This is a genomic window from Thauera aminoaromatica S2 (genome assembly GCF_000310185.1).
Taxonomy (GTDB): Bacteria; Pseudomonadota; Gammaproteobacteria; order Burkholderiales; family Rhodocyclaceae; genus Thauera; species Thauera aminoaromatica.
On record NZ_AMXD01000011.1, the window covers coordinates 1 to 21,900 of the forward strand.

The window sequence follows — 21,900 nt, forward strand, 5'->3', positions numbered from 1 at the left end:
TGGCGGCCTCGCGCACCGCGGCGCGCGCGCTGATCGAGGCCGGGCGGGTGAGCCACGAGGGCCAGCCGGTCGCCAAGCCGGCGCTGGAATTGCCGCCCGACGCACGGCTCGCCGTCACCCCCGCCGACAGCGACCGCTTCGTCTCGCGCGGCGCGCTCAAGCTCGAAGGCGCGCTCGCGCGCAGCGGGCTGGACGTACGCGGCGCCACCTGCCTCGACATCGGCCAATCCACCGGCGGCTTCACCGACTGCCTGTTGCAGGCCGGCGCAGCGAGGGTGGTCGGGGTGGAGGTCGGCCACGACCAGCTCCATCCGCGCCTGCGCGCCGATGGGCGCTGCGTCACCCTGGAGGGCGTCAACGCCCGCCAGCTCGACGCCGCCGCGCTCGGCGGACACTACCCGCCGCACGGCTTCGACCTGCTGGTGTGCGACGCCAGCTTCATCTCGCTCGCCCTGCTGCTGCCGCAGTGGGCCGCGCTGCTCGCACCCGCCGGCCACGTGCTGGCGCTGGTCAAGCCGCAGTTCGAGGTCGGCCCGCAAGGCCTGGGCAAGGGCGGCATCGTGCGCGACCCCGCGCGCTACACCGAGGTCGAGGCCCGCCTGCGCGCCGCAGCGGACGCCGCCGGCCTCGTCATCCTCGACTGGTTCGACTCGCCGATCACCGGCGGCGACGGCAACCGCGAATTCTTCTTCCACGCCATCCGCAGGTCGGGCGGCGACACCCACCGAAGCGAACCATGAAACCCGAAATCTCCATCGAGTTCTTCCCGCCCACCACGGCCGAGGGCGCCGAGAAGCTGCATGCCACCCGGGAGAAGCTCGCCGCGCTCGAGCCGGCCTTCTTCTCGGTGACCTACGGCGCCGGCGGCTCCACCCGCGAGCGCACCTTCGCGACCGTGAAGGAGATCGCCGCTGCCGGCCACGAGGCCGCGCCACACCTGTCCTGCGTGGGCTCGTCGCGCGACAGCATCCGCGAGATCCTGCAGGAATACGCCGCCGCCGGCATCCGCCGCATCGTCGCGCTGCGCGGCGATCTGCCCTCGGGCGCCGGCGCGGCGGGCGAGTTCCGCTACGCCAGCGAGCTCGTCGAGTTCATCCGCAGCGAGACGGGCGACCGCTTCCGCATCGAGGTCGCAGCCTACCCCGAGTGGCACCCGCAGGCGAAGAGCCCGAAGGACGACCTCGCCGCCTTCAAGCGCAAGGTCGAGGCCGGCGCCGACTCGGCGATCACGCAGTATTTCTACAACCTCGACGCCTACCTGAACTTCGTCGACGCGGTGCGCAGGATGGGCGTCGACGTGCCGATCGTGCCCGGCATCATGCCGATCGGCAGCTTCAGCAAGCTGGCGCGCTTCTCGGATGCCTGCGGCGCCGAGATCCCGCGCTGGATGCGCAAGACCTTCGAGAGCTACGGCGACGACAGCGACGCGATCCGCGCCTTCGGCCTCGACGTGGTCACCCGGCTGTGCGAGAAGCTGCTCGCCGCGGGCGCGCCCGGCCTGCATTTCTACAGCATGAACATGGCCGGCCCGACCACCGAGATCTGCCGGCGGCTGGGGCTGACTGCCTGATCTCCCGGCAATCCTGGACGGGATCGTAAGGTGGGTGTGACGTATGCGGCTCAAGCCCCTGTGGCGTATGCCGTATAGTCCTTCGATCAGCACATCTTCTTCCGCCCCACGCCTCGTGCTGGCGGCCAGGATCCGCCACCATGTATTTCGCGCCTTTCTCCTCCGGTCCTGCCCAAGGCATTGATCGGTGCGTGGCTGGCGCGGACCTCTGCATATCTGCCCGGCGCCAACTGGCCCGGCTGCTGTTGACCGGCGCCCTCGCGCTGCCCTTCGCCGCGGCAGCCGAGGCGCCCCCTGATCTGAGCCTGGAGCAGTTGATTGCGCTTCCGGTGGAGAGCGCGGCAGAGTACGAGCGGGTCGCGGTGGTCGGCGCCTCAAAATACGAGCAGACGAAGGACCGCGTTGCCGCCGCCGTCACCGCGATCACCCGCGACGAGATCCGCAGCTTCGGCTGGCGCACGCTCGACGAGGCGCTCGCCACCCTCCCCGGCGTGCATACCACCTACGACCGCCAGTATTCCTACGTCGGCGTGCGCGGCTTCGGTCTCGCCGGCGACTACATGACGCGCGTGCTGGTCACCATCGACGGCGTGCGCGTCAACGAGCCGATGTACGACGGCGCCCCTTTCGGTCGCATGCTGCCGCTCGACATGGACCTGGTCGAGCGCATCGAATTCATCCCCGGCCCGGGCGGCGCGATCTATGGCCAGAACGCCATGTTCGGCGTCGTCAATGTGATCACCCGCAAGGGTGCGGCACTCGACGGAGGAGAGTTCTCGGCTTCGTGGCAGTGGCCGCAGGCGACGCGCAAGGCGCGGGCGAGCTGGGGCAAGCGCCTCGACAACGAGCTCGAGCTGATGGTCTCGGCCACCGTCCTGCGCAGCGACGGCGACGACCTGTGGATGGACTTCGGCAATGGCGACAGCGCTACGGTGCGCGGCCAGGACGGCGAGCGCGACCAGGAGTTCAACCTCAGCGCGAGCCGCGGCCCGTGGTCCTTCGGGCTCGCGCACGGCGACCGCCGCAAGGACGACCCCACCGGCGTGTTCGGCACCGACGCCTTCACCTCGGGCACCTTCCAGGGCGACCGCTACACCGTCGCCCACCTCGGCTACGGTGCCACGCTCACCGACACCTTGTCGCTGTCGGCGCGCGCCTTCGCCGGCGACTACCGCTACGAGAGCACCCTGATGTATGACGGCGAGGGCTACGAGTACCCCGCCTCCGCCGCCTGGCACGGCGCCGAGCTGCAGCTCGTGTCGACCGCCGTGGCCGGCCATACGCTCCTGTTGGGTACGGAATACCAGCGCAACCAGCGCATCGACCAGAACATCGTCCATCCGGACATCGGCTACCTCCTGCGCGACCGCCGTGACGGTTACCGCGCGGGACTCTTCGTGCAGGACGAATGGCAGATCACCGACGCTTTCGCCAGCACGCTCGGCCTGCGCGCCGACCACAATGACCTCACCGGCACCGAGTTCAGCCCGCGCGCTGGCCTGATCTGGAATGCCGGCAAGCACAACACGCTCAAGCTGCTGTACGGTCGTGCCCACCGCGCGCCCAACGCCTACCAGATGTACTACGACGATGCCTACCTCATCGAGGATGGCACGATCGGGGCCTGCCAACGCGCCAACCCGAGCCTGGGTGGCGAAGTGGTCGAAACCACCGAGCTGGTGCTCGACCATATCGCCTCGGCCAACCTGCACCTGCGCGCCTCCCTCTACCGCTGGAAGATCGACGACCTGATCAATTTTGTCGCCGACGCCGATAGCGTCGGCCAATATCAGGCCGTCGGCAGCGTCGAGAGCCGTGGCCTGGAGCTCTCCGCCGACCACACCTGGCGCAACGGCGCCCGCCTGCGCGGCAACCTGTCCTTCCAGCACGCCACCGGCGCGGCGGGCGAGCGCGTGGAGAACTCGCCGCGCATGCTCGGCCGGATGAACTTCTCCACTCCGCTGGCAAATCTGCCACTGCGCATGGGCGTGGAGTTCGCCTACGACAGCAAGCGCCGCAGCCCGGCGGGCAACACGGTCGACGCGTACTGGCGTTCGAACCTGCACCTGGTGGCCGAGCGCTGGATCCAGGGCGCCGAGGTGTCACTGAGTGTGATGAACCTGTTCGACGAAGACTACGCCCATCCGAGTGGCGGCGCGCCCATCCACACCATGGACCGCATCGCCCAGGACGGCCGCAGCCTGCGGGTCAAGTTCGACTACCGCTTCTGACCCAGCATGCTCTCACTTTCCATCCGCCCGCCACGACGCCGGCTGCGAGCGTTCATCCTCGGGGCGCTGCTGGCTGGCGTGGCGAACCTCGCACATGCGGGCGACATCACCGCCGAAGAGTACAGGGTCAAGGCATCCTTCCTGTTCAACTTCGCCGCCTTCACCTTCTGGCCGGAGGGCGGAGGTGAAACCCTGTCGATCTGCGTCTATGGTGGCGACCCGTTCGGCTCGCATCTCGACGCGCTCATGGACCGCAAGGTGGGCGAACGCAGCGTGCGCGTACGGCGTGTGGGCAGCGTCGACGCCCTCGTGGACTGCCAGCTCGTGTTCGTCCCCCGACAGATGATCGGCAACCTGGGCCGGGTGCTCGACGGCGTGGACGGCCAGCCCGTCCTCACCGTGGCCGACAGCCCGGGCGCCCTGGCGAGCGGCGTGGTGTTGAACATGGACAGCAGCGCAGGTCAGATCCGCTTTTCTGTCAACCTCGCGGCGGCCCGCCGCCAGGGGCTCGGGCTCAGCTCGAAGCTCCTCAATCTGGCCACCGAAATCAAGCGATGAAGATGTCCCACGACGAAGACGACAACCGCATCACCCTCGGCGAAAAGCTGCGCCGCGTAAGCCAGCGCGCGCTCGGCGCCGCGGTGGCGATGCTCGCGGTGGCGATCACCCTCGGTAGCTTCTTGATCAGCACGCTCGCGCTCGAGAGCAATACTCGGGTGATGGCGCGGGTGCTTGCCGACAATGCCGCCGCCGGCCTGATGTTCCTCGACCACGACGCCGCCACGCGCGTGCTCGCGACCCTGGAGCGCCTGCCGGACGTACGCGGCGCAGCGATCTTCGATGTATCCGGAGCCCCTTTTGCGCGTTACGGCAAGTTCATCGAACAAGGCCGGGAGACGGTGGACTTTTCGGCCGAGCACGCGCACTTCAGCTTCGAGACACTGCACCTGACCCAGCCGATCGTCGAGGGCGGGAACGTGGTCGGGGTGCTCGACCTCGACCTCGATCTGCGTCCGCTCTACCTCCAGGTGCTCGCCCACGGCTCGATTACGGTGCTCGCCGCGGCGATCGCGCTGCTGCTCGCCACCCACACGCTGCGCCGGCTCAACCGCGCGGTGTTGCAGCCACTGTCGACCCTGTCTGCGCTGATGGAGCGCGTCGCCCACACCGAGGACTACAGCGCGCGCGCCGAACCCAGCCGTATCATCGAGCTCGATTCCCTCGCCAGTGGCTTCAACCGCATGCTCGGCCAGATCGCCGAGCGCGATGCACGCCTGGCAAGCCATCGCGACCACCTCGAGGACGAGGTCGCCACACGCACCGAGGAGCTCCTGCGCGCCAAGGAGGCCGCAGAGGCTGCCAGCCAGGCCAAGAGCGACTTCCTCGCGACCATGAGCCACGAGATCCGCACGCCGATGAACGGGGTGCTCGGCATGACCGAGCTGCTCCTCGACAGCGGCCTCAACCACGAGCAACGCCACTTCGCCGAGGCGGTCGAGAACTCCGGTCGCCACCTGCTGGGCATCATCAACGACATCCTCGACTTCTCGAAGATCGAATCCGGCCACCTCGAGCTCGAAGCGGTGGAGTTCGAGCTCGGCGACCTGCTCGAGGACACGCTGGCGATGTTCGCCCAGCCAGCCGAGAAGAAGCGCCTGGAGCTGATCGCCGACCTGCCCCCCGAGGTGCGGCGCTGCGTGCGCGGCGACCCCTTCCGCCTGCGCCAGATCGTCGGCAACCTGGCCAACAATGCGATCAAGTTCACCGAGCGTGGCGAGGTCGTGGTGCGTGCCCGTCTGCTCGGCGAGGGCACTGACGGCTATCGCCTGCGCATCAGCGTCGAGGACACCGGGATCGGCATCCCGCCCCATGCGCAGCAGAAGATCTTCGAGCAGTTCTCCCAGCTCGACGGCTCCACCACCCGCCAGTTTGGCGGCACCGGCCTCGGCCTGGCGATCTGCCGCCGCCTGGTGGGCCTGATGGGCGGCGAGATCGGTGTCGACAGCCGGCCCGGAGCGGGCGCCTGCTTCCATATCGACCTGTGCCTGCCGGCGGGGCAAAGCACCGCCGAAGCCCTGCGCTGCGACGTCGCGCTCGAGCGTGTGCACGCCCTCGTCGTGGATGACAATGCCACCAACCGCGAGATCCTGCTGCGCCAGCTCCACGGCTGGGGCATGCAGGTGGAATGCTCTGCCGACGGCGCGGGCGCACTGGATCGACTCGCACGCGCCGCCACGGCCGGCGAGGGTTTCGAGCTCGCCGTACTCGACATGCACATGCCGCACATGGACGGCTTGCAGCTGGCCACCGCGATCCGCGCCAACCCGGCGCTCGCCGGCGTGCGCCTGGTGGTGCTGACATCGAGCTACTCCAGCGCCAGCGTGCGCGAGCGCGAACGCGCCGGCATCCTGCGCTGCGTGCACAAGCCGATCCGCCAGGCCGAGCTGTTCGAGGTTCTATGCAGCGCATTGCGCGCTGTGGACGCAGTGCCAGCGGCCACCGCAGTTGCGGACGAGTGGCGACCGACGCGCGGCGGGCGCGTGCTGCTGGCCGAGGACAACCCGGTGAACCAGCAGGTCGGCCTCGCAATGCTCGCCAAGCTCGGCATCGCGGTTCGTGTCGCCAACGACGGCGAAGAGGCAGTGAAGCTGGCTGCGACCGAAGCCTTCGACCTGATCCTGATGGACTGCCACATGCCGGTGCTGGACGGCTACGAGGCGAGCGCGGCAATCCGCGCATCGGAGCACGCACCGCGCGTACCGATCGTCGCGCTCACCGCCAACGTCATGGAAGGCAACCGCGAACGCTGCCTGGCGGCGGGCATGGACGATTTTCTCGCCAAGCCCTACGCGCTCGAGCAGCTCCAATCCACCCTGCAGCGCTGGATGGCGGCAACGCCCGCGAGCGCGCCGGCGACGCCTTGCGACGCCGCGACCGAAGCCGAGGCGACCGAGGTGACAGAGGCGGCGATCGATCGGACCTTCATCGAGCAGTTCCGCGAGCTCGACTCCGACGGCGGCATGGCACTCGCCGCGCGCATCCTCCGCGTCTATGCCGAGAGCAGCGCCCCCCCCTTCGCCGAGATCGAGCGCGCCACCGCCGCCGGCGACGCCGCGGGACTGCGTCGCGCCGCGCACAGCCTCAAGTCGAGCGCGGGGAACGTCGGCGCCAGACGCCTCGCGGCCCTCCTCAAGGACTTCGAGAGCCTCGGCAAGGACGGCCGGATCGACGACGCGCGCGCCGGCCTCGCCGCGCTGCGCACCGAGCATGCGCGCACGCTCGACGCCATCCATGCCCTGATCGAGGAGTTCGGTCGATGAGCTCGACTCGCATCCTGGTCGCCGACGACGATCCGACCGCACGCCTGCTGATGCAAGCCGCGCTCGGCAAGAGCGGCTTCGAGGTCGCCGTTGCCGAGGATGGCGAGGAGGCCTTGCAGGCCTTCGCGCGCGCCACCTTCGACATGGTGCTGCTCGACGTGGAAATGCCGCGCCTGGACGGCTACGCGGTCTGCCGCGAGCTGCGCCGCCGCTGTGGCGACGCGCTGCCGATCGTGATGGTCACCGGCATGGACGACACCGCATCGATCGAGGCCGCCTTCGAGGCCGGCGCGACCGACTTCGTCGCCAAGCCGATCAGCTGGCCGCTTCTTGGCCACCGCGTCCGCTACGTGTTGCGCGCCACCCGCGCCGCCACCGCGCTGCGCATGGCCAACGCGCGCAACGCGGCCATGCTCGACGCCTTCCCCGACACCCTGCTGCGCCTCGACGCGGCCGACCGCATCGTCGAGCTGCGCGCAGCCCCGACCGGCGTGCCCAGCTGCTGCATGCCGGCGGTCGGCCAGACCCTGGCCGAAGCCTATCCGCACGAGGTGGCGACGCTGCTCGCGCAAGCGCTCGACGAGGCCCGCCGCAGCCAGCAGCCGAGCACGGTGGATTTTCCTCTCGCGTGTCGGACCGGACGCCCCTGCCACCAGGAAGCACGGGTGAGCGTAATCGACGACGGCGAGGCCCTCTGCCTGCTGCGCGACATCACCGAGCGCAAGGAGTATGAGACCCGCATCCACCACCTCGCCTATTTCGACAGCCTGACCGGGCTGGCGAACCGGCGCAGCTTCCTGGAGCGGCTCGAGCGCGAGATCCGCCGCGCCCTTCAGAACAAGTGGCGCCTGGCCGTGCTCTTCCTTGATCTGGACCGTTTCAAGAGCATCAACGACACCCTCGGCCACGCTGCAGGGGACGCCCTGCTGCAGCAGGCCGCCGAGCGCCTGCGTGCGATCACCCGCCCGGGCGACATCGTGGCGCACGACACTGATCGCATGGGCACGGCCGAATTCGCTCGCCTCGGCGGCGACGAATTCACCGTGCTGCTGCCGACGATCTCCCGACCGGACGACGCGCTGGCGATCGCCGAGCGCATCCGCGCCAGCATATGCGCTCCATTCGCGATCGAGGGCCAGGAGCTCTGCGTCACCACCAGCGTCGGCATCGCCGTCTTCCCGGACGACGGCGAGGACGCCGCCACGCTGATCAAGCACGCCGACATCGCGATGTACGACGCCAAGGCCAACGGACGCAACGGCTGCCGCTACTACAACCCTGCGCTGACCGCGGAGGCGGTGCATCGCGTGGAACTCGAGGCCGGGCTTCGCCGCGCGCTCGCCCACGACGAGCTCGTGCTGATGTACCAGCCGCAGGTGGAGGTGCGCGACGGCAGTATCGCCACCGTCGAGGCCCTGGTGCGCTGGCAGACGCCCGACGGCAGGCTGGTGCCACCGCTCGAGTTCATCCCCTTCGCCGAGGAATGCGGCCTGATCGACGCCATCGGCTCCTGGGTGCTGCGTCGCGCCTGCCATGACGCAGCACAATGGCAGCGCCGCGGGCTCGACCTGCGCGTCGCGGTCAATCTGTCGCCGGTGCAGTTCCGCGCCAGCGGGCTGCTCGACAGGATCCGCGAGGCCCTCGCCGACAGTGACCTGCCCGCCGAACGGCTGGAGCTCGAGATCACCGAGAGTGCGCTGATGGCCGACGATGCCGACACCCATGCCACGCTGGCCGCACTGCGCACGCTTGGGATCGGCATCGCACTCGACGACTTCGGCACCGGGTACTCGTCACTGAGCTGCCTCAAGCGCCTGCCGCTGGACAAGCTGAAGATCGACCGCAGCTTCGTCAGCGGCCTGCCCGACGACGTCGACAACCACGCGATCGTGCGCGCGATCGTCGCGCTCGCACGTCACCTGGGCTTCCGCATCACGGCCGAGGGCGTCGAGACCGCGGCGCAGGCCGAGCTGCTCGGCGAGCTCGAGGCCGACAGCCTGCAGGGCTACCTGTTCAGCCGCGCGGTGCCGGCCGCGGAGCTCGAAGCGCTGGCCTCGCGCAGGTGGCCGCCGGCGCGCGGCACCCAGTTCCGCATCGACTTCAGTTGAGCGGCTGGCGCAGGTTGCGCGCGAGCCCGAGCAGCGCCGCGCTGGGCTTGAGCCCGGCACGGCGGCTGCGCTCGACATCGATCTCGAAGGCGAGGCGCCGGCCCTCGGGCACGATCACCACCGCGACCGGTTGCGGCTGCGTTGCGTCGGTCACGGTCAGCACCGGCGCATCGCCGAGCAAGGCTGCGATGTGTGGCAGGCTGGGCGCCTCGTCCCTGCCGACGTAAAGCAGGTCGCAGTCACGGATCGCGGTCAGCGCACCAAGCCGCGCCACCGCCACGCTGCGCCCATGCACGGACTTGCCCTGCAGCCGGCGCATCGCCTCGGCCACGCCGTCGTCCCCATAGACGCAGAAGTTGAAGCTCGCGCGCGTCGCCGGCGGCCACTGCGTGAGCACGGCGAAGTTGTAGGCGTAGGTGGCCTTGAGGTCGAACTCGGGCAACGCCTGTGCGAGCACGCCCTGCGAAGTCGCCAGCGCGAGCCCGAAAAACAGGTTGCGTGCGCTCATAGCGCGTACCCGACCTGCAGCCAGACGCTGCGCCCGTCCATGCGCAGGCCGTCCTGTGCCACGTCACCGGGCCGCCAGTCGAAGCCCGACACGGTCTCGTAGTCACGATCGAACAGGTTGCGCACGCTCAGCGAGGCCGACAGGCCATGCCAGTCGCGCTCGGTGGACAGGGTCAGATTGGAAAGCGTCACCCCGCCCAGCATGCGCCGCTCGCGGGTCAGGCGCGGGCCGAGATATTGCGTCTCGAGGCCGGCACGCAGCGCCTCGCCCGGCAGCAGGAAGGTGAAGGCGAGCTTGCCGAGCAGGTCGGGCGAGTTGACCGCGTCGCGCCCGTACACATCGCGCGAGCGCTGCCAGGCCACGCTGGCGCGCGCACGCGCCCCGCGCTCCCAGACATGCTCGATCTCGGTCTCGACGCCGCGCGCGCGGCTGCTTCCCTCGGGAACCTCGTCCCCGTCCGCGTTCTCGATCGGCAGGTCGCTGCGCCGGTAGCGGTACAGGGAGCCGGTGAAGCGCGTGTGCGGCGCGAGCTGACGCTGCAGCACGAGCTCGGTGGCGGCGACGTACTCGGGGACGGCCGTGTCGTCGGACGTCCAGCGGTCGTTGGCGTTGGGCATCTTGAAGGCCTCGCTGTACGAAGCCTTCCAGGTCGTCGCCGGATCCTGCTGCCAGATCAACGCGGCACGCGGGCTGAGGTTGCCGTCGAGATCGTCGGCGTCGTCGTGACGCACGCCCAGGTTGAGCGTCCACTGCTGGTTCAGCCGGTAGTCGTCGGCGACGTAGAGACTGAAGGTGCGGCGCGAAAGCTCGCCGTCGTCACGATCCGTGACTTCGCCAGCGGGCGAGAGGAAGCGGCGGTGGAAGGACTGGCGGTGGTCGTCGCGCAGCTCCGCGCCGAACACCAGCGTGTGGTCGACGAACCAGCGCCCGACGAACTTCTGGTCGAAGCGCCACCACGCGCCGTGGTAGTCGCGCACGCCGTACTTCTCGCCGTCGTCGTACTCGCCGTCCTCGTCGAGGGCGTATTCGCGCTGGTTCCAGTAGGCGTAGCGTCCTAACATCAGACTGGACGAGGAATACAGCTGCAGACCGAGGTCGGTCTCGTGGCGCACCCCGAGGAAGGCGCTCTCGTCGCGCGTCGGGAACGGCGTGTTGAAGGCGGTGTATGCGGAGGGGTTCGTGGGTACGCTCTTCTCGCGCTCCACCCACGCCGCCTGAACGGTCCAGCCCGACCACGACAGCTTTCCGAACACGCGCTGGTTACGCTCGCCGTCGAGCCCCTCGGCCACGCCGAAGTTGGTCGCGGGCGTGTCGTAGGCGGGGAAGTACAGGTTGCGCCCGTCGACGTCGAGCGTGGAGGCCGAGAGCAGGACCTCGGCGCCGCTCTCGAGGCGCTTGCCCCAGGCGGCGCGCTGGCGGCTGGCGCCGCGGCTGGAGATCTCGGCGGACACGCGTGCGCCGTCGAAGTCTCGCCCGCGCCGGGTGACGACGTTGAGGATGCCGAGCAGCGCATTGTTGCCGTAGGTCACCGAGCCGGTTCCCGGCACGTACTCGACGCGATCGACCAGTTCCAGGTCGATCAGGCCGGATTCGTCGATGTAGGCCTGGTCGAAGAGGTTGTCCTGCACCGCGTAGCCGTCGATCAGCAGCATCACGCGGCCGGCGTAGTCCTCGACGTCGCCGAAGCTGCGCCCGCCCATGTAGTGGTAGGTGCGCTCGTCGGTGGTGTACAGGCCGCGCATGCCGTTGATGACGTCGGCCAGCGTACGGTAGCCGTAGGCGCGGATGTCGTCGGCGGTGACGATCGCCACCGCCGCGGGCGAGTCGCTCACCTGGCGTGCGAGCCGCGACGCGGACACGAAATCGCGCAGCAGCAACTCCTCGAAGGGCAGCGCGGTCAGGTCGTCCTGCGCGGCGCCAGCCTCGGACGGGAACGCGAGCAGCACGCCGAGGCCCAGCACGGCCAGCTTCAACCGACGAGGATCCACGACCTTTTCAGCTCCCCACTCCATTCCTGCATATTGGCTGACGCCCGAATCGGGTATCTTATCAGGCTGGTCCCGCGCCCGGCCGTACCCCCGATGAAAACCCTCGAACACATTCCCCTGAACGGCGAACTCCCCAGTCCGAAAGGCGTCGCGCTGGCGATCCTCGAACTGTGCCGCAAGGACGACGCCACGATCGCCGAAGTGGCGCGCATCGCGCAGACCGACCCGGCGCTGGCGAGCCGCCTGATCCGCCAGGCCAACTCGGCGGCGCACGGTGGCGGACGGCCGGTGGCCTCGGTCACCGAGGCGATCATGCGCCTGGGCATGGGCACGGTGCGCAACCTCGCGCTCGGCTTCTCGCTGGTGGACCAGTACCAGAACGGGCCCTGCGGACAGTTCGACTACCAAAGCTTCTGGTCGCATTCGCTGCTGATGGGGCTGGCGATGCAGAGGTTCAGCAACATGACGGGGGTCGGCTCGAGCGAGGAGCTCTTCGCCTGCGGCCTGCTCGCCCAGGTGGGCCGGCTCTCGCTCGCCACCGTCTATCCGGTCGAGTACGGCCGCCTGCTCGACGGCCAGGACGGCGCCGCGCGCAGCCTGGTGGCGCTCGAGCAGGAGCACCTGCAGACCGATCACAACGAGCTCACCGCCGCGCTGCTCGGCGAGTGGGGCATCCCCGGCGCGCTGATCGAGCCGATCTACCACCACGAGGACCCGGAAAGCTCCGGCTTCTCGCGCGGCTCACGGCCCTACCAGCTGGTACATCTCTTCTACCTTGCGCGCCGCATCGCCGACCTCGGTCTCGCCGGCGAGAGCGAACGCAACGCCTGCACGGCCGAGTTGCTGCTGCTCGGGGGCAGGATCGGCCTCGACGCCGAACAGCTCGGCGCCACGGTGGACGACCTGGTGCAGCAGTGGCGCACTTGGGGCGAGCTGCTGCGCGTGCCGGCCTCGGCGCTGCCCTCGTTCGCGCACATGTCGGCGGCGCACGCGATGCGCGACGAGAAGAGCGATGGCGCGGCGGCGCTGCGCGTGCTGCTGGTCGACGACGACCCCACCACGCGCTGCATGATGGAGGGCGTGCTGTCCGGGGCGCTCGGCCACGCGGTGGTGTGCGCCAACAACGGTCGCGAGGCGCTTGCGCTGGCGGTCGAGACCCAGCCGCAGATCGTCGTCACCGACTGGATGATGCCGGGCATGGACGGGCTGGACCTCGCGCGTGCGCTGCGCGCGACCGAGTGGGGGCAGACCATGTACCTGATCATGCTCACCGGGCATGAAAACGAGGACGAGGTGAGCGAGGCCTTCGAGGCCGGGGTGGACGATTTCCTGGTGAAGCCGGTCAACGTGCGCACCCTGCGCGCGCGTCTGCGCGCCGCCCGGCACTACGTGCAGCTGCTCGAGGCGTGGGAGCGCGACCGTGCCCAGCTCAAGCAGTTCGCGGCCGAGCTGGCGATCAGCAACCGCCGCCTCGCCCACGCGGCGATGACCGACCTGCTCACCAACCTGCCCAACCGCCGCTCGGGCATGAACGCGCTCGCCAAGGCCTGGGCCGCCTCCAGCCGCTTCGAACAGCCGCTGTCGGTGATGATGCTCGACATCGACCACTTCAAGCGCATCAACGACAGCCACGGCCACGCGGTGGGCGACACCGTGCTGCGCGACGTCGCCCAGGCCATCCAGCACTCGGCGCGCAAGGACGACAGCATGTGCCGCATGGGTGGCGAGGAATTCCTCGTGATCTGCCCGAACACCGACCTCAAGGCGGCGGTCCAGGCCGCCGAGCGCCTGCGCCGCATGGTCGAGCGCCTGCGCATCCAGGCCGGCGAAACGGAAATACAGACCTCGGTGAGCATCGGCGTGGCCACCCGCGAGGTCGGCATGACCGAGACCGACGCGCTCGTCAATGCCGCCGATCGCGCCCTCTACCGCGCCAAGCAAGCCGGCCGCAACCGCAGCTGCGTGGTGGTGCAGGGGCAGATGCGGTGCTTTCCGTGAGGCGTCGGGAACCGGCCTGCGCGCGGCGCGAATCGGCCGCGGCAGCGCTGAAGCGCGGGATCGCGACTTGCGTCGCTCCTACGAGACCGCCGCGCTCCCGAAGGCGCCTGTAGGAGCGACGCAAGTCGCGATCCGGTAATGGACACCGCGGCGCGCGGCGCTTGCCCGCGCGGCCGCCGGAAGGGATGCAGTCTCCCTCCTATCCCCTTCAGCGCTTGCCGCCCAGCAGCGAGCCCAATATCCCGCGCACGATCTGCCGCCCCAGGCTGCTGCCGATGGTGCGCGTGACCGTCTTGGCGGCGATCTGCACCAGTCCGTCGCGCTTGCCGCCACGCGGGCCGGTGGCGCCGAAGAGGATGTCGCTGACCACACTGCCGGTATCCTCGCCGCCGACCTCCTTCGCCGCCGCGCGGCCTGCCTCGACCGCGGCCTTGGTCGCGGCGCTGGCCTTGAGCAGCTCGTAGGCGGATTCGCGGTCGACCGCCTTCTCGTAGTGGCCGTAGATCACCGAGCCGGCGATCGCCGCCCGGCGCTCGCCGGGCTCGAGCGGACCGAGGCGCGAATCGGGCGCGATGACGTTGCAGCGCTCGGTGATCTGCGGCCGGCCTTTTTCGTCGAGGAAGGAGATCAGCGCCTCGCCCACGCCGAGCTCGGTGATCGCCGCCACGGCGTCGAAGGCCGGGTTGGGGCGCATGGTGTCGGCGGCGGTCTTCACCGCCTTCTGGTCGCGCGGGGTGAAGGCGCGCAGCGCGTGCTGGACGCGGTTGCCGAGCTGGCCGAGCACGGTGTCGGGCACGTCGAGCGGGTTCTGGGTGACGAAATACACGCCCACGCCCTTGGAGCGGATCAGGCGCACCACCTGCTCGATCTTCTCGATCAGCGCCTTGGGCGCGTCGTTGAACAGCAGGTGGGCCTCGTCGAAGAAGAACACCATCTTCGGCTTGTCGGGGTCGCCGACCTCGGGCAGCTGCTCGAAGAGCTCGGACAGCATCCACAGCAGGAAGGTGGAGTAGAGCTTGGGCGAGTGGTAGAGCTTGTCCGCGGCGAGCACGTTGATCACGCCGCGGCCATCGGCGTCGGTCTGCATCAGGTCGGCGATGTCGAGCATCGGCTCGCCGAAGAACACGTCGCCGCCCTGCTCTTCCAGCGCCAGCAGGTTGCGCTGGATGGCACCGATCGAGGCGCTGGAGATGTTGCCGTACTCGGTGGTGAAGCTCTTCGCGTTCTCGCCCACGTACTGGACCATCGCGCGCAGGTCCTTGAGGTCGAGCAGCAGCATGCCGTTGTCGTCGGCGATCTTGAACACCAGCGTGAGCACGCCGGTCTGGGTGTCGTTGAGGTTGAGCAGGCGCGCGATCAAGAGCGGGCCCATGTCGGAGATGGTGGCGCGCACCGGATGGCCCTGCTCGCCGAACACGTCCCAGAACACCACCGTGTTGGCACGCGGGGTGTAGTCGTCGATGCCGATTGCGGCCAGGCGCTGCATCAGCTTGTCGGACCTGACGCCCGCGGCGCCGATGCCGGAGAGGTCACCCTTGATGTCGGCGACGAACACCGGCACGCCGATATGGGCGAAGGATTCGGCGAGCTTCTGCAGGGTCACCGTCTTGCCGGTGCCGGTGGCACCGGTGATGAGGCCGTGGCGGTTGGACAGGCGCGGCAGCAGGCAGATGTCCTTGAACTGGTCCTTGTCGTGCGCTCGCGCGATCAGCATCGGGTCGGCCATTTCATGCTCCTCGGGATTCGGTTCGGAATGCACCGAGTTTAGCAGCCCCGCCCGCGGCCTCCCATGGCCCCCGCAGGCGCGGTGGTTCTTCGTGGGAGCGACGCAAGTCGCGATTGCAGCGCATGAAATCCGCGCCAGCGCCGCAGAAACCTCCGATCGCGACTTGCGTCGCTCCTACGTCGCGGTGGCGCCCGCTGCACCCGAGGCGCGCACACGGAGCGGGCGCTATAATGCGCGCCTCTTCAATCGCTCGGGCAGCACAGAGGTTCCAATATGGCGGGTCACTCGAAATGGGCCAACATCCAGCACCGCAAGGGTCGTCAGGACGAAAAGCGCGGTGCGGCGTTCTCCAAGCTGGCGAAGGAGATCACCGTCGCCGCCAAGATGGGCGGAGGTGATCCCGGCTTCAACCCGCGCCTGCGCCTGGCGGTCGACAAGGCCAAGGGCGTCAACATGCCCAAGGACAAGATCGACAACGCGATCAAGAAGGGCACCGGCGAGCTCGAGGGCGTGAGCTACGAGGAGATCCGCTACGAGGGCTACGGCATCGGCGGCTCGGCGGTGATGGTCGACTGCCTCACCGACAACAAGACCCGCACCGTGGCCGACGTGCGCCACGCCTTCTCCAAGTACGGCGGCAACATGGGCACGGACGGCTGCGTGTCCTTCCAGTTCAAGCACTGCGGCCAGCTCCTGTTCGCCCCCGGCACCAGCGAGGACGCGCTGATGGAAGCCGCGCTCGAAGCCGGCGCCGAAGACGTCGTCACCAACGACGACGGCTCGATCGAGGTCATCACGGGCCCGTGGGAGTTCACCACCATCAAGGAAGCGCTCGAGAAGGCCGGCTTCACCGCCGAGTTCGGCGAGGTCACGATGAAGCCCGAGAACGTCATCGAGCTCGCCGGCGACGAGGCCGCGCGCATGCAGAAGCTGCTCGACGCGCTCGAAGGCCTGGACGACGTGCAGGAGGTGTACACCTCCGCCGAATTCGACGAGTAAGCTCTCCCGACTGCCCCCAGGAAAGCGGCGCCCGGCGCCGCTTTTTGTTTTTCACGGACCCACCGCGATGCCGACTCCGCCCCTGCTCACCCGCCTGACGCCGCTGCTGTTCGTGCTGCTGTGGAGCACCGGCTTCATCGGCGCCAAGTTCGGCCTGCCCTACGCCGAGCCACTCACCTTCCTGAGCAGCCGCTACGTGCTGGTGATCGCTCTGATGAGCCTGCTCGCGCTGGCGATGCGCGCGCCCTGGCCGGCCAGCCCGCGCGAGGCGCTGCATATCGGCGTCACCGGCGTGCTGGTGCAGGCGCTGTACCTGGGTGGCGTGTTCATGTCGATCCACCGCGGGCTGCCGGCGGGCATATCGGCGCTGGTGGTGGGCATGCAGCCGCTGCTCACCGCCGCACTGGCCGGCGCGCTGCTCGGCGAGCGGGTATCGGCGCGGCAGTGGGCCGGGCTCGCGCTCGGCTTCGGCGGCGTCGCGCTGGTGGTGGGCAGCAAGGCGAACGTGGATGGCGTCGATGGCGGCGCGCTGATCCACATGCTCGTCCCCGCGCTGGCCGCGCTGCTCGGCATCACCGCCGGCACCCTGTACCAGAAGCGCTTCTGCCCGCGCTTCGACCTGCGCACCGGTTCGGTGATGCAGTTCCTGCCCAGTCTGGCGATCACCGCACTGATCGCCAGCCAGACCGAGACGATGCGGATCGAGTGGACCGGCGACTTCGTCTTCGCGCTCGGCTGGCTGGTGCTGGTGCTGTCGATCGGCGCGATCAGCCTGCTCAACCTGCTGATCCGCAGCGGCAGCGCGGTGAACGTGGCGAGCCTGTTCTACCTGACGCCGCCGACCACGGCGCTGATCGCCTGGGCGATGTTCGACGAGAAGCTATCCGCACTCGCCATCGCCGGCATGGCCATCGCCGTCTCGGGTGTATGGCTGGCGCGCAAGGGCTAGAATCGGGGCTCCTCCCACTCCGCAGGAGCATGCCATGCTGATGACCACCACCTCGAGCCTCGACGGCCAGCCGATCCGCCAGTACCTCGGCGTGGTCAATGGCGAGGCCATCATCGGTGCCAACCTGTTCAAGGACATGTTCGCCTCGATCCGCAACGTGGTCGGCGGCCGCGCGGGCAGCTACGAGCGCACGCTGGCCGACGCCCGCCGCATCGCCATGGAAGAGATGGAGGAAGCCGCGCAGAAGCTCGGCGCCAACGCGGTGATCGGCATCGACGTCGACTACGAGGTCCTCGGCCAGGACAACGGCATGCTGATGGTGTGCGTGAGCGGGACCGCGGTGAAGATTTGAGCGCTGCCGCAAGCACGCACGTCGCCACCCGCATCCTCGGCCTCGACCCCGGGCTGCGCATCACCGGCTTCGGCCTGGTGGACCAGCTCGGCACCCAGCTGCGCTACGTCGCCAGCGGCTGCATCAGGACCCGGGACGGAGAACTCCCCGCCCGCCTCAAGACCCTGCTCGACGGCGTGCGCGAGATCGTCGACACCTACCGGCCGGATGTGGTCGCGGTCGAGAAGGTCTTCGTCAACGTGAATCCGCAATCCACCCTGCTGCTCGGCCAGGCCCGCGGCGCGGTGATCTGCGGCGCGGTGGCCTGCGACCTGCCGGTGGCCGAATACACCGCACTGCAGGTCAAGCAGTCGGTGGTCGGCTACGGCAAGGCGCACAAGGAACAGGTGCAGCACATGGTGCAGCGCCTGCTCGCGCTCGACGCCAGCCCCGGCCCCGACGCCGCCGACGCGCTCGCCTGCGCGATCTGCCACGCCCACGGCTCGCGCGGCCTCGGCGCCCTCCCCGGCGTCGGCACGCGTCGCCGCGCAGGGCGCATCCTGGGCTGAGCGCTGCCGGGCCTTCCGAAGCATGGCCTTTCCAGGGGAGTGCCAGAAGGCGCAAGCGCGGTGGCCGGGTTCCGCGCCTGCGCCGGACGAAAAATCTGTTGCACTGCGCCACACCTGCGCGTATGATGCGCGCTCTTCGATCGGGCGCCAATCCGATCCGCCGCAAGGCACGGGGGTATAGCTCAGTTGGTAGAGCAGTTGACTCTTAATCAATTGGTCCTAGGTTCGAGTCCTAGTGCCCCCACCAAGAAATTCAAGCACTTAGGCCAGTTCTCGCGAACTGGCCTTTTTGCTTTTGGGCCCTGTGTAGCCGCGGTGTAGCCAAATCCGGGCGGTGTAGCCACCCGGCCGGCCTCGCTGGCGCAGGATGCGCGCGGGCCTCTCGCACCAGAGGGCGGCGGGTTTCCTACCCGGCGCTTGCTCGGGTCCGGGTCGTCACGCGACAGAAGGTCGGCGGCGATGCTCTCCAGGCGCACCATAAAGGGCCATGGGCGACACTGGTCTCCCCTGGCAGTTCGACAGGCGCGCGCAACCCTGGTGGCGGCAGAGGTCGCCATCGTGGTTACAGCGTAGCCGGCGGGCGGGTGCTCCGGGCCATCGGAGCCGGGTCGTCAAGCACATGCACCCATGCTTGAAACGGCATTGGTTGAAGATGCTACATCGCTTAGGGTTGGGACCTGATATGGCAAGGAAGCTCTCCGAATACCGCATCGCAAGTGACCTTGCGGAAGCCTTAAAAAAACGCATCGTCGGCGCGTGCATCCGCGACCTTCAGGGAATGCGCGAGCACCTGTTGTCAGGGGAGGACTCCGGTCTGGCGAATGTTTGGGACGAGATTTGCGTCCAAGAGCAGAAAGAACGCTCCTTCGATTGGGAAGCGTACGAGGAAACGATGAGCACCTTCATCGAGTGCCGTGTTAGCGAGTTGCAGCCCTACGAACTGGACGCGCTCTGGCTGCTCACTCCGCAAGGCGACGATTGGGATTGCGAGCCAGACGATACGCGCGAGAGCTACCCGGTAGTTCAGCAAGACGTGGAGGATTACCTAGCGGCTGAAATGCTGACGGCGGCCAACAACTGGAGCAACGCCCGCATCTCCAAATATTTGGAGCGTGGCTACGAGTGTGATTGACCCCCACACCCGACATTCGGGCTGCCTCGTTCAGAATCGTCTGCCTCCATTTCAACAGTCGAGCCATGAGCATCAGCCACCAGATATGCAACGCCCTTGTGATACACCCACTTTGGGCGCTCGTTGGGACCGCAGTCCTTGGCTATCTCGTCCTGCACATCCTGCGGAAGCGCAAAAATGCGCCGCAGCGAACCGGAGTTCGACATTCCAGAGTTTCTCAGCGGTCGACCGAGCACCGGCAACGATGTCAGCGGCGGCTTCAAGGGTGATTGGACAGAAGTTCACAGACTTCCTCGTCGTCCGAAGGACTGAAGGCTCGAAGCTGCCAGCGTTGGTGCTTCGTGCGCACCCCCCTGGTGCCGGGTATTCGTTGGATACCCGTGGATACCAGCCGGCTGGATACCGACTCCTGCGCGCGCGCGGAACACCCGGCAACGGCGTCACGAATCTCAGCTTTTCTCAGCAACTTCTCGGCAATCTGCACCGCAGAGATAGCGCAGCGTCAAGTTTCTACTGGTCGGACAGGCGAGAATTCTGCTCCCTGGCGTTTGCACCCCGGCGGGCGGAATACTCCGGGCTGGAGCCTCAAAACCACTTCACACGCGCGCGTACGATTCACCAATCAGACTTTAGGGACTCAAGAAAGCCCGCTCTTCGCGCGTTTTGAGACAGCAGGTGTGAGAACTTCGGTTAATCCCAAATTCCGGCAATTACGAGACAATTCTGATTTCCCTCAGCGAAAATTTGCCACGGCAGTATGCTGAAAGTCGCAACAACGCTCTCTCCAGGAGCCACGGAGCGTCCAAGTTGAACATGGAATGTCTCATGGTTTGAGGAGCTGGCGCAGACCCGCGGCTCAAAGTGAAATCTGACTGTTCGAATGTTATAAACAGAGGGGTTCGGGATGTGAATGAAGAATGAGCCATCCTCAATCCACCAAGTTGAACCGTTCTCAATGGACAAAACGTCGTCGCTGGGCCACATGCCACCCGATACTTGGTCACGTTCGAGGTGCTGCCCAACAACCGTATCAATCGTCCCGTTACGGACCATGCCTTGCAGAGCACGCACCAATAGCTGCCAATCGTCATTTCTCGCCATTAAGGCGCTCGATTGGCCTGTATTTACTTGAAAAAGAACAGCGTTGATAGAAACAAGAAGAACAAGAAACAGGGCAGCGGCGAGCCCCCGAAGAAGCCCAACCCGCTTTTCGACAACCTGAGTTTCCGACGCACGGTCGTAGGTCGCACAGCCCTCTTTCCTCACCTTGTCGCCCTGATAGGCCATGGCAAAGAGGTTGAGAGCCGGAAGCCCAAGAGCGAGGCCGCTCACCCATAGACGCATATTCCTTGCGAGATGGTCTATGGCCGGCAAGGCCCTCATGGACTTGTCGACGACACGCAACCCCAGAAGCGCCTTTCCGGGCGAGTTGGAGAACATCGCGACGACGAAAGCATCAAAAGCGAGAACTAGCGGGGTGAGCAAAACGCCAAGCACCATGGCGTCTGATTCCTGCAGCCAGTTATTGACACTCGCATCGTTTGAGCCGAGGTAACCGACCGTTGCACCAACTAAAGGCGCCTCCCACATGAAGTCGACGAGTCTCGCTACGAACCGCTTCCAAGGCTTGGCCTGTACCGGCTCCTCCAACGCATCACCGATAGCATCCGCGCTCGGTGGGGCGATTTTTGGTGCAGACGTGGGGGCTAGGTCGGACGGAGTCTCCAGTTTGAGTTGCTGAACGCGCAGCTTGATATACCCTGCGACGGTCTTAGCCTTGTCACCATCAACATCGGAAAGCGCTCTGGCCCAAAGTGCGAGAACAACCTTCTGGCTGCGCACCTCCTGCAGAGCCTGCTCAAAAAAACGGTCATCGTTCACTTGTGTAGTGCCCCTATGAGTCCGCATCTCAGGATGCTGGTTGCTGCGCACGACCTCCTCATGCCGCACCGCGACACCGGCATAGCACAGTATGGTTGGCAGCCCGGCCTCATCCCACAACTCGGTTTCATCATACGCATTTTGACTCGTGCAAGGCTGCAAGATACATATCGCCACGTGGGTAGGCGCGCTGCTTGCGTTTTAGGTGACGCGGGGCGCACCTCTTGCAGGTGAATCAGCGCTGGGCAATTGGAGCGCACCGTTTCGTACCTGCCGGGTAGCCTCGCCGCCTCCCTTGCCCGTCTCACGGCACGCCGGCTTTCCCTTGGGCACCCTATGGATACCTCGCTGGATACCGTCCGTTTTTCCGGTAACCGAGCCGGTAACCGCCGATGCTCGCCCGCGCAGACAACGAAAGCCGGCGCGGAATTCGGGCGTCTTTTAGGGACTCGGAAAACTCTGGTCCTCGCGCGCGCGGAATGCTCCGGGTTGGTGCCTCAAAACCACTTCACGCGCGTGCGTACTGGTCGCAAAGCGGCCTTTTAGGGACTCGGGAAACTCATCCCCCTGCCATCAGAACTAAGGTTTTC

General features: G+C 67.5%; 17 protein-coding genes and 1 tRNA gene. 14 read left to right on the top strand and 4 right to left on the bottom strand.

What is annotated here, in order from left to right:
• The 6 genes from C665_RS03415 to C665_RS03440 all read left to right on the top strand — a co-directional run.
• A partial coding sequence (locus C665_RS03415) for a TlyA family RNA methyltransferase (RefSeq protein ID WP_004300231.1) occupies positions 1-740 on the top strand: 740 nt, incomplete at its 5' end.
• Positions 737-1,570 carry a methylenetetrahydrofolate reductase [NAD(P)H] gene (gene metF, locus C665_RS03420; RefSeq protein WP_004300233.1) on the top strand — a complete coding sequence of 278 codons (834 nt, stop codon included), beginning with the start codon at positions 737-739 and terminating at the stop codon, positions 1,568-1,570. The genes C665_RS03415 and metF, both read left to right, overlap by 4 nt.
• A gap of 245 nt (positions 1,571-1,815) precedes the next feature.
• Positions 1,816-3,801, top strand: coding sequence for a TonB-dependent receptor plug domain-containing protein (locus tag C665_RS03425; RefSeq protein WP_004300235.1), 1,986 nt, complete (start codon positions 1,816-1,818; stop codon positions 3,799-3,801).
• Between the two features lie 6 nt (positions 3,802-3,807).
• The gene (locus C665_RS03430; protein WP_012586174.1) at positions 3,808-4,359 is read left to right on the top strand and encodes a YfiR family protein; all 552 of its coding nucleotides are present in this window, start codon (positions 3,808-3,810) and stop codon (positions 4,357-4,359) included.
• Positions 4,356-7,121 (top strand): response regulator, encoded by a 2,766-nt coding sequence (locus C665_RS03435; protein WP_004300238.1) that lies wholly within the window; start codon positions 4,356-4,358, stop codon positions 7,119-7,121. Before C665_RS03430 ends, C665_RS03435 begins: the two co-directional genes overlap by 4 nt.
• Positions 7,118-9,229: a putative bifunctional diguanylate cyclase/phosphodiesterase gene (locus C665_RS03440; RefSeq protein ID WP_004300239.1), complete on the top strand. Its 2,112-nt coding sequence runs from the start codon at positions 7,118-7,120 to the stop codon at positions 9,227-9,229. Before C665_RS03435 ends, C665_RS03440 begins: the two co-directional genes overlap by 4 nt.
• On the opposite strand, the gene C665_RS03445 is transcribed toward C665_RS03440, so the two are convergent.
• Together C665_RS03445 and C665_RS03450 are read right to left on the bottom strand one after the other, a co-directional pair.
• Positions 9,222-9,737 carry a YfiR family protein gene (locus tag C665_RS03445; RefSeq protein ID WP_004300241.1) on the bottom strand — a complete coding sequence of 172 codons (516 nt, stop codon included), beginning with the start codon at positions 9,735-9,737 and terminating at the stop codon, positions 9,222-9,224. The two genes, C665_RS03440 and C665_RS03445, sit on opposite strands and share 8 nt — an antisense overlap.
• A complete protein-coding gene (locus tag C665_RS03450) occupies positions 9,734-11,749 on the bottom strand; it encodes a TonB-dependent receptor plug domain-containing protein (protein WP_040828432.1) in 2,016 nt (671 codons plus the stop codon). The genes C665_RS03445 and C665_RS03450 overlap by 4 nt, the downstream gene beginning before the upstream one ends.
• Before the next feature lie 69 nt (positions 11,750-11,818).
• Here C665_RS03450 and C665_RS03455 point away from each other — a divergent pair, with 69 nt between their 5' ends.
• On the top strand, positions 11,819-13,723 hold the full coding sequence (locus tag C665_RS03455) for a GGDEF domain-containing response regulator (protein WP_004300245.1): 1,905 nt from the start codon (positions 11,819-11,821) through the stop codon (positions 13,721-13,723).
• A gap of 208 nt (positions 13,724-13,931) precedes the next feature.
• Here the strand turns inward: C665_RS03455 and C665_RS03460 are convergent, their stop codons facing one another.
• Positions 13,932-15,449: a helicase HerA-like C-terminal domain-containing protein gene (locus tag C665_RS03460; protein ID WP_004300247.1), complete on the bottom strand. Its 1,518-nt coding sequence runs from the start codon at positions 15,447-15,449 to the stop codon at positions 13,932-13,934.
• 273 nt (positions 15,450-15,722) lie between these two features.
• Here C665_RS03460 and C665_RS03465 point away from each other — a divergent pair, with 273 nt between their 5' ends.
• The 7 genes from C665_RS03465 (at position 15,723) to C665_RS21265 (ending at position 19,741) form a co-directional block, all read left to right on the top strand.
• Positions 15,723-16,448: a YebC/PmpR family DNA-binding transcriptional regulator gene (locus tag C665_RS03465; RefSeq protein ID WP_004300250.1), complete on the top strand. Its 726-nt coding sequence runs from the start codon at positions 15,723-15,725 to the stop codon at positions 16,446-16,448.
• A gap of 67 nt (positions 16,449-16,515) precedes the next feature.
• Positions 16,516-17,397 carry a DMT family transporter gene (locus tag C665_RS03470; protein ID WP_004300252.1) on the top strand — a complete coding sequence of 294 codons (882 nt, stop codon included), beginning with the start codon at positions 16,516-16,518 and terminating at the stop codon, positions 17,395-17,397.
• 34 nt (positions 17,398-17,431) lie between these two features.
• Positions 17,432-17,749 (top strand): heavy metal-binding domain-containing protein, encoded by a 318-nt coding sequence (locus tag C665_RS03475; protein WP_004300255.1) that lies wholly within the window; start codon positions 17,432-17,434, stop codon positions 17,747-17,749.
• The gene (ruvC, locus tag C665_RS03480) at positions 17,746-18,297 is read left to right on the top strand and encodes a crossover junction endodeoxyribonuclease RuvC (protein WP_004300257.1); all 552 of its coding nucleotides are present in this window, start codon (positions 17,746-17,748) and stop codon (positions 18,295-18,297) included. The genes C665_RS03475 and ruvC overlap by 4 nt, the downstream gene beginning before the upstream one ends.
• 171 nt (positions 18,298-18,468) lie before the next feature.
• Positions 18,469-18,544: transfer RNA gene (locus tag C665_RS03485), tRNA-Lys, on the top strand.
• A 435-nt stretch (positions 18,545-18,979) separates the two neighbouring features.
• A complete protein-coding gene (locus C665_RS19830; protein ID WP_004300258.1) occupies positions 18,980-19,429 on the top strand; it encodes a hypothetical protein in 450 nt (149 codons plus the stop codon).
• A 177-nt stretch (positions 19,430-19,606) separates the two neighbouring features.
• Positions 19,607-19,741 carry a hypothetical protein gene (locus C665_RS21265; RefSeq protein WP_281054721.1) on the top strand — a complete coding sequence of 45 codons (135 nt, stop codon included), beginning with the start codon at positions 19,607-19,609 and terminating at the stop codon, positions 19,739-19,741.
• 378 nt (positions 19,742-20,119) lie between these two features.
• On the opposite strand, the gene C665_RS20010 is transcribed toward C665_RS21265, so the two are convergent.
• Positions 20,120-21,310, bottom strand: a complete 1,191-nt coding sequence (locus C665_RS20010; protein WP_157277011.1) for an RDD family protein — start codon at positions 21,308-21,310, stop codon at positions 20,120-20,122.
• Between the last annotated feature and the right edge of the window lie 590 nt (positions 21,311-21,900).

Bases quoted from the DNA above. Each gene is read 5' to 3' on its own strand.
- metF (WP_004300233.1), top strand. From the start codon at position 737: ATGAAACCCGAAATCTCCATCGAGTTCTTCCCGCCCACCACGGCCGAG.
- C665_RS03430 (WP_012586174.1), top strand. From the start codon at position 3,808: ATGCTCTCACTTTCCATCCGCCCGCCACGACGCCGGCTGCGAGCGTTC.
- C665_RS03435 (WP_004300238.1), top strand. From the start codon at position 4,356: ATGAAGATGTCCCACGACGAAGACGACAACCGCATCACCCTCGGCGAA.
- C665_RS03440 (WP_004300239.1), top strand. From the start codon at position 7,118: ATGAGCTCGACTCGCATCCTGGTCGCCGACGACGATCCGACCGCACGC.
- C665_RS03445 (WP_004300241.1), bottom strand. From the start codon at position 9,737: ATGAGCGCACGCAACCTGTTTTTCGGGCTCGCGCTGGCGACTTCGCAG.
- C665_RS03450 (WP_040828432.1), bottom strand. From the start codon at position 11,749: ATGGAGTGGGGAGCTGAAAAGGTCGTGGATCCTCGTCGGTTGAAGCTG.
- C665_RS03455 (WP_004300245.1), top strand. From the start codon at position 11,819: ATGAAAACCCTCGAACACATTCCCCTGAACGGCGAACTCCCCAGTCCG.
- C665_RS03460 (WP_004300247.1), bottom strand. From the start codon at position 15,449: ATGGCCGACCCGATGCTGATCGCGCGAGCGCACGACAAGGACCAGTTC.
- C665_RS03465 (WP_004300250.1), top strand. From the start codon at position 15,723: ATGGCGGGTCACTCGAAATGGGCCAACATCCAGCACCGCAAGGGTCGT.
- C665_RS03470 (WP_004300252.1), top strand. From the start codon at position 16,516: ATGCCGACTCCGCCCCTGCTCACCCGCCTGACGCCGCTGCTGTTCGTG.
- C665_RS03475 (WP_004300255.1), top strand. From the start codon at position 17,432: ATGCTGATGACCACCACCTCGAGCCTCGACGGCCAGCCGATCCGCCAG.
- C665_RS19830 (WP_004300258.1), top strand. From the start codon at position 18,980: ATGGCAAGGAAGCTCTCCGAATACCGCATCGCAAGTGACCTTGCGGAA.
- C665_RS21265 (WP_281054721.1), top strand. From the start codon at position 19,607: ATGCGCCGCAGCGAACCGGAGTTCGACATTCCAGAGTTTCTCAGCGGT.